The sequence below is a fragment of the Burkholderia sp. Bp8963 genome, from assembly GCF_003854275.1.
In the GTDB taxonomy this organism is placed as follows: Bacteria; Pseudomonadota; Gammaproteobacteria; order Burkholderiales; family Burkholderiaceae; genus Burkholderia.
Map to the genome: position 1 here is coordinate 20802 of NZ_QTQP01000074.1, position 6805 is coordinate 27606.

Annotated in this window: 9 protein-coding genes; 4 read left to right on the top strand and 5 right to left on the bottom strand. The window is 65.4% G+C overall.

Features of this window, described 5'->3' with window-relative positions; genetic code table 11:
- Positions 1-9: 9 nt before the first annotated feature.
- Positions 10-1242 (bottom strand): 4-hydroxybenzoate 3-monooxygenase, encoded by a 1233-nt coding sequence (locus DID96_RS34460; protein ID WP_124603655.1) that lies wholly within the window; start codon positions 1240-1242, stop codon positions 10-12.
- A 116-nt stretch (positions 1243-1358) separates the two neighbouring features.
- Between DID96_RS34460 and DID96_RS34465 the strand changes: the two genes are divergently transcribed.
- From DID96_RS34465 to DID96_RS34475, 3 genes are all read left to right on the top strand, one after another.
- A complete protein-coding gene (locus tag DID96_RS34465) occupies positions 1359-2285 on the top strand; it encodes a LysR family transcriptional regulator (protein ID WP_124603656.1) in 927 nt (308 codons plus the stop codon).
- Positions 2286-2367: 82 nt separating this feature from the next.
- Positions 2368-2997: a GTP cyclohydrolase I FolE gene (gene folE, locus DID96_RS34470; RefSeq protein WP_124603657.1), complete on the top strand. Its 630-nt coding sequence runs from the start codon at positions 2368-2370 to the stop codon at positions 2995-2997.
- The gene (locus tag DID96_RS34475) at positions 2998-3801 is read left to right on the top strand and encodes an SDR family oxidoreductase (RefSeq protein ID WP_124603658.1); all 804 of its coding nucleotides are present in this window, start codon (positions 2998-3000) and stop codon (positions 3799-3801) included.
- Positions 3802-3961: 160 nt separating this feature from the next.
- Here DID96_RS34475 and epsC read toward each other — a convergent pair whose 3' ends face one another.
- A complete protein-coding gene (gene epsC / locus DID96_RS34480) occupies positions 3962-4882 on the bottom strand; it encodes a serine O-acetyltransferase EpsC (RefSeq protein ID WP_124603659.1) in 921 nt (306 codons plus the stop codon).
- A 158-nt stretch (positions 4883-5040) separates the two neighbouring features.
- Positions 5041-5274: a hypothetical protein gene (locus DID96_RS34485; protein ID WP_124603660.1), complete on the bottom strand. Its 234-nt coding sequence runs from the start codon at positions 5272-5274 to the stop codon at positions 5041-5043.
- A 278-nt stretch (positions 5275-5552) separates the two neighbouring features.
- On the opposite strand from DID96_RS34485, the gene DID96_RS34490 reads away from it, so the two are divergent.
- Entirely contained in the window at positions 5553-5963 is a 411-nt protein-coding gene (locus DID96_RS34490; RefSeq protein WP_124603661.1) for a DUF3005 domain-containing protein, read from the top strand.
- A 36-nt stretch (positions 5964-5999) separates the two neighbouring features.
- Here the strand turns inward: DID96_RS34490 and DID96_RS34495 are convergent, their stop codons facing one another.
- Entirely contained in the window at positions 6000-6587 is a 588-nt protein-coding gene (locus tag DID96_RS34495; RefSeq protein WP_124603662.1) for a hypothetical protein, read from the bottom strand.
- A gap of 48 nt (positions 6588-6635) precedes the next feature.
- Positions 6636-6805, bottom strand: a 170-nt coding sequence (locus DID96_RS34500; RefSeq protein WP_148094503.1) for a transposase, incomplete at its 5' end; no start/stop codon positions are given.

Here is a 6805-nt window from a genome sequence, read left to right on the forward strand (position 1 = left end):
GATGGCCGATCATAGGGGCGCGCACAGCGCGTTGTCAAGGCGGGTTCTTTCGGAGGCCGCCTCGTCGTCGAACGGCAGGCCGACGTAGTTCTCGGCGAGCGCCTGCGCGGCCGCCCGGGAGCGCGTCACATACTTGAGCTCGGCGAGTTTCAGGCGATTGACGAACGGCGTGTCGTCCGCGGACGGGTGCAGCATGTTCGTCATGAAGTACGAGAAGTGCTCGGCGCGCCACACGCGCTCGAGGCAGGTGGCCGAATACGTGTCGAGCAGCGCCGCGTCGCCGTGCCGGTAACGCGCGCCGAGCGCGCGGGCGAGCGCACGGACGTCGGCGACCGCGAGGTTCATCCCCTTCGCGCCCGTCGGCGGCACGATGTGCGCGGCGTCGCCGGCGAGGAACAGGCGCCCGTACTGCATCGTCTCCGACACGAAGCTGCGCATCGGCGTCACGCTCTTCTGCGTGATCCGGCCCTCGGCCGGCGTCCAGCCCGTGTCGTTCGAGAAGCGCGTGTGCAGTTCGTCCCAGATCCGCGCGTCGGACCACGCGTCGAGGTTCTCGTCCGGCCGGCATTGCAGATAGAGCCGCGTGACGGTCGGCGAGCGCATCGAAAACAGCGCGAAACCGTGTTCGTGATGCGCATAGACGAGTTCGTCGAGCGACGGCGCCGCGTCCGCCAGGATGCCGAGCCACGCGTACGGGTAGATGCGCTCGAACGTGCGCTGGTGTTCGGGTGGAATCGTCTGCCGCGCGATGCCGTGGAAGCCGTCGCAGCCGGCGATATAGTCGCAGTCGATGCGGTCCGCGCGGCCGTCCGCGTGTGTAAAGGTCACGAACGGCTGGTCGCCGTCGATGTCGTGCAACGCGACGTCGCTGACCTCGAAATGCATCGCGTGCCCGTGCTCGACGCCGGCCGCGATCAGGTCGCGCACCACTTCGTGCTGGCTGTAGATGGTGATCGTGCGCCCGCCGGTGAGCCCGGTCAGGTCGATGCGGTGGCGTTGGCCCGCAAACAGCAGCTCGATGCCGTGATGCTCGAGCCCTTCGCGGCGCATCCGGTCGCCGAGGCCAGCCGCATTCAGCGTGTCGACCGTGCCCTGCTCGAGCACGCCGGCGCGGATCCGGTTCTCGCAATACTCGCGCGAGCGCGCTTCGACGAGGATGGAATCGACGCCTTGGAGGCGCAGCAGATGGGAAAGCAGGAGGCCGGACGGACCGGCGCCGATGATCGCGACCTGGGTACGCATGGTTCGTCTCCAGAACATTGGTTCGAGTAATGAAACGAATTTCAGCGCTTTCCCGACTATGCGGCAACGCGATTCAGGAGATAAGTTGTATACGTTCTGGCGATACCGGTGCCGCGATGGACGCGCTCGATCTAAACCTGATTCCCTACCTCGTCGCGCTCGACGACACGCGCAACGTGAGCCGCGCCGGCGATCTGCTCGGCGTGAGCCAGCCGCGCGTGAGCGCGGCGCTCGGCCGCCTGCGCGAATACTTCGGCGATCCGCTGTTCGTGCGCACGTCGCACGGGATGGAGCCGACGCCGCGCGCGCTGGCGCTGTTGCCTGCCGCGCGCGATGCGCTCGCGCAGATCGAACGCGGGCTCGTCGCGCCGCACGATTTCGATCCGGCGGCGAGCACGCATACGTTCTCGATCGCAATGTCGGACGTCGGCGAGATCGTGTTCCTGCCGAAGCTGCTGCAGGCGTTCGAGACGCTCGCGCCGAATGCGAACCTGCGCTCGGTGTCGCTGTCGCCCGATGAAATCGGGCGCGGACTCGAAGCCGGTTCGATCGATCTCGCGGTCGGCTACTTCCCCGATCTCGACGGCAACAACATCTTCCAGCAGCGGCTCTTCACGCACCGCTTCGTGTGCCTGATGCGGCGCGGCCACCCGCTCGAACAGGCGCGGCCGTTCACCGTCGAGCAGTTCCTTGCATGCGGGCATGCGGTCGTGCGCGCCGAAGGACGCAGCCAGGAAGTGCTCGAGAAATACCTCGCGAAGCAGCGGATGCATCGCCGCGCAGTGCTCGAGACGCCGCACTTCATGAGCCTGCCGTTCATCCTGAGCCGCACGGACCTGATCGCGACGGTGCCGCACGCGATCGGCTATGCGTATGCGGCCGAGCATGCGTTCATCACGCGCGTCGAACCGCCGCTGCCGCTGCCGCGCTTCGATCTCAAGCAGCACTGGCACCGCAAGTTTCACAACGATCCGCGCCTCGCGTGGCTGCGCGGCGTCGTCGCGTCGCTGTTCAATGACGAGCAGGACGAGTGGCCGAAGTAAGCGGGCAGCACGCGCATCGAAAGCATGAAACAATGCTCCCGATCGCGCCGCCGCAGGCGGCCGTACTCGATGGAGCGAATACATGGGTAAAAAATCCTCGCGGCCCGCGAAGGCCGCGTCCCGACCGAGCCGCGAAGAAGCCGAGGATGCCGTCCGCGTGCTGCTGCGCTGGGCGGGCGACGATCCGGCGCGGGAAGGCCTGGTCGACACGCCGGCGCGCGTCGTGCGCGCATACGAGGAATTCTTCTCCGGCTATACGCACGAGCCGCGCGACATCCTCGCGCGCACGTTCAGCGAAGTCGACGGCTACGACGAGATGATCGTGCTGAAGGACATCCGCTTCGAAAGCTACTGTGAACACCACATGGTGCCGATCATCGGCCGCGCGCATGTCGCATACCTGCCGAACCACCGCGTCGTCGGGATCTCGAAGCTCGCGCGGCTCGTCGATGCGTTCGCGAAGCGGCTGCAGATCCAGGAAAAGATGACCGTGCAGATCGCCGATACGCTGTTCGACGTGCTGCAGCCGAAAGGTGTCGGCGTGATCCTCGAGGCCGCGCATCAGTGCATCTCGACGCGCGGCATCCACAAGCCGGGCGTCGAGATGGTCACGTCGCGCATGCTCGGCACGTTCCGCACCGATCCGTCGACGCGGCGCGAATTCCTGTCGATCGTCGCGAATCCCTCTTCAGTGAACCTGACGAATACGTAAATGCAGCCTACGAAGCAAACGGCCGATGCGCCCGTGGTACTCGTGACCGGCGCCGCGCGCCGCGCGGGGCGCGCGTTCGCCGAGTATTTCGCCGCACAGGGCTATCGCACCGCGATTCACTACGATCGGTCGGCCGACGCCGCGCACGCGGCCGCCGCTGCGATCGCCGCACGCGGGCCGGATTCGGTGGCGCTGCAGGCGGATTTGTCCGACGCCGCGCAGATCACCGCGCTGATCGATGCCGCCTATGCGCGCTTCGGCCGCCTCGACGTGTTGATCAACAACGCATCGGTGTTCTGGCAGGACCATTTCCCGAGCTTCGACCTCGCCGCGTTCGACCAGGCGTGGAGCGTCAATTGCCGTGCACCGATCCTGCTCACGCGCGCGTTCTACGAGCGGGCGCGTGCGGCGGGCAAGCAAGGCGTCGTCGTGAACGTCGTCGACCAGAAGATCAAGGAAAACTTCCATCGCGACCACTTCAGCTACACGGTTGCGAAAGCGGCGCTCGGCAACCTGACGCAGATGCTCGCGCTGTCGGCCGCGCCGGTGCTGCGCGTGAACGCGGTGTTCCCGGGCCTGATGCTGCCGAGCGACGACCAGACCCAGGCCGACTTCGAACACGCGAGCCGTGCATCGACGCCGCTCGAGCGCATCGCCGGCCCGGACGATGTCGCGCGCGCGATCCTGCTGCTGACCGGCGCGGCATACAACGGCGTGGATTTTGTCGTCGACGCGGGGCAGAACCTGATCCGCGTCGATCAGGACGTGCTGTACAAGCACCGTTCGCCGACGGGCGAGCACTGACACCGGCGCCCCGGGTTTCGCGCTCCGTACGATTCGGCAATGACCGTGACACGGCGCGCATCCGGCGCCGTATCCGTGACCGTGTCGTGTCCGCGTCATGATCGCGTCATGATCGCGCCGTGTTCGCCCCGTGTTCGCCCCGTGTTCGGTTACTCGGCCGTTACGGCTTCTCCGCGCGGTCGCCTTCGCGCACCTTGCCCTGCGAGACGCTCGTGCCCGGCGGCACGCTGTGCGTGAGCCACACGTTGCCGCCGATCACCGAGCCGCGGCCGATCGTCACGCGGCCGAGTATCGTCGCACCTGCATAGATCACCACGTCGTCCTCGACGATCGGATGGCGCGCGTTGCCCTTGACGAGCGCGCCGTCACCGTCGGCCGGGAAGCTCTTCGCACCGAGCGTGACGGCCTGGTAAACACGCACGCGCTCGCCGATGATCGCCGTTTCGCCGATCACCACGCCGGTGCCGTGGTCGATGAAGAAGCTCGGCCCGATCTGCGCGCCCGGGTGGATATCGATGCCGGTGGCCGAATGCGCGATCTCGTTGATGAAGCGTGCGAGCAGCGGCACGCCGAGCTGGTACAGCGCATGCGCGAGCCGGTGGTGCATCATCGCGAGCACGCCGGGATAGCACAGCAGGATTTCGGTGATGTGCTGTGCGGCCGGGTCGCCCGCATACGCGGCCTGGATATCGCTGACGAGCAGCGCGCGAATCGCCGGCAGCTGGCGGCCGAATTCGCGCGCGATGCCGAACGCACGCTCCTCGAGTTCGGGAAACGGCGCATCCGAATGTTCGGGCAGGAACGTCAACGCACGGCGGATCTGTTCGGACAGGATGCGCAACGTGCTCTCGAGCGTATGGCCGACGTAATAGTCGACGCTTTCGTCGGTCAGGTCCGGTGCACCGTAGTGCGTCGGAAACATCGACGCACGCAGGCCGGTGACGATCTTGCATATCGCATCCCGCGACGGAAGTTCACGGATGCCGCGCGGATGGCGCGTACGATGCAGTTCCTCACGCGACTCGCGCAAACCGGCGACGATCTCTTCGAGGCCCCAATGACGGGCAAGCGATTTCGACATATGCAAAAGCGGGCGGCGGGCGCGATCTGCGCACGGCCGCAAATAAAAGTGACGGGTTTGGCAAGATTACCGCGTTTTTCGATCGGAAGCCGTTCCCGGCGGGTCGGCCGGACGGCCAACGCTGGCCTGCGCCGTCCGCATCAGGATCAGGATCAGGATCAGATCGTGATGCTGCTCGCGTCGATCCAGCGCACCGCCCAGTCGCGCGCATGCGCGATCGCAGCGCCTTCGTCGTTGAACTGGAGTTCCGACGGAAAGAAACGATTCGCGACGAGTTCTCCGTCGCTCGATCGTGAGATCACGACATAGGGTTTGAACGACCCGTCGCCGGCGCGCGCAGGCGCGCAGTTCAACAGATAACCGCGATGCGTGAAGGCTGATGTCGCTTGCATGAGTCCGTCACCTTAAGTCCCTTGTTTCTTGTTTACGTCACGTCTGTTAAGGGTGATGCGCCGCCTTGGTGCATGCGGAAGCGGCGATACTTCGTCCCCTGTCGCCGCTTCGCAGGAAAAGAATCATACTCTGTAGAAAACGGCTCTTCTAGGTGAAATAAATCACGACAAATCAGCGCGCGCCGCGCAGCCGCGGCGACTGCACGCGCGCCGTTTCCCGTCGTGTCCGGAACGGGACTTGAATCGATCCGGAGCACATCGCCGCCAGGAGATTCGCGATGGAATCGTCTGCACAAACGCGTGCCTCGCATCCGCGCAGCATCGAGTTGTACAACGACGACACGCACGACAGCACCGTCGATACGGACGGCAAGAACCGCGAGGCGGCGCGCCTCGCGCGCGGCGAACCGATGTCGCCCGACCAGGTGACGACGAGCAATGCGTCGCTCGACAACGCGATGCCCGAATCCAATGACGGCCTCGCCGGCTACGACAGCCGGCCGGGTGGCAATCACCCGGTGTTCGCGCTGCGCGCGGGCTACGTGATGATCGAAAAAGGATTCGACGCGCCGCGGCCCGTCGGCGATGAAATACTCGGCGTGGTGCACCGGATGTATGGCCGCGAACATTGGCCCGGCCACGCGCGGCGGCCGGAACGCGTGATCGAGCTGACCACGGTGCCGCGTTAGTCGCGGCGTTTGAAGCTAACGTTTGCGAAGCGGCACTTACGGGTGCATGCGGATGCTTCGGTGTGGATGCTTCGGTGCAGATGCCGGCAAAGGCCGGCTGTTCGGCCGAAGCATCCGCAGCACCGCCGGCCGTTTCGCATTGCATCCGCCTGTCATGCGACGCATGCGCGCCGTTTGCCGATCGACACCCATCGGCATGACGAGCACTGACTTCGACATCTTCCGTCCAAGCAGACGCATTGCGTAATCGGGCAGCGGTTCGACGACGTTGCGTATCACTCGCGTCGCTTGCCGATGTCTCGATCGGTTGATCAGAATCACTTCACGCTGCATCAGTTGCGCTTCAATGACGATGTGCCGGCACCGTCGATCCGACCGTTGCGCGAACAGAGCTATCCGATAACCATCCCGCCGGGCGAAGCCGCCGGCCGCTACGCTGCCGGCAACCCGTGCGCGTCCGTCCACGGTCGCGCAACCTGCGCCGTGAGCGCGGCCGCACGATGCACCACACGCGTCGCGGCATGCGGCATGCGGCGTCGCCGCGCTGCAAACGCGCCGGCATTCGTTTACTCTGCCTCGCAGCAGTGCGCCGCTCGACTGGCCATTCGGCCAGTTCCATTTCACCCCGCCTCTCGGAGACACTATGTACGGCTCTTTTGAAATCTGAATGGGTTATGCGGTATGCGGGTTGATCGAAGTGAAGTCGAGCTTGCCTGCGATCAGGAACAGCACGGTGCGCATAGTTTCGAAGTTCGTGTAGCCGCGAGCACGTCGTTTGGCGGCCTGAAACAGGCCGTTGATGGCTTCCAGGAACCCGTTGGTCTGACGTGTCTGGGACCAGG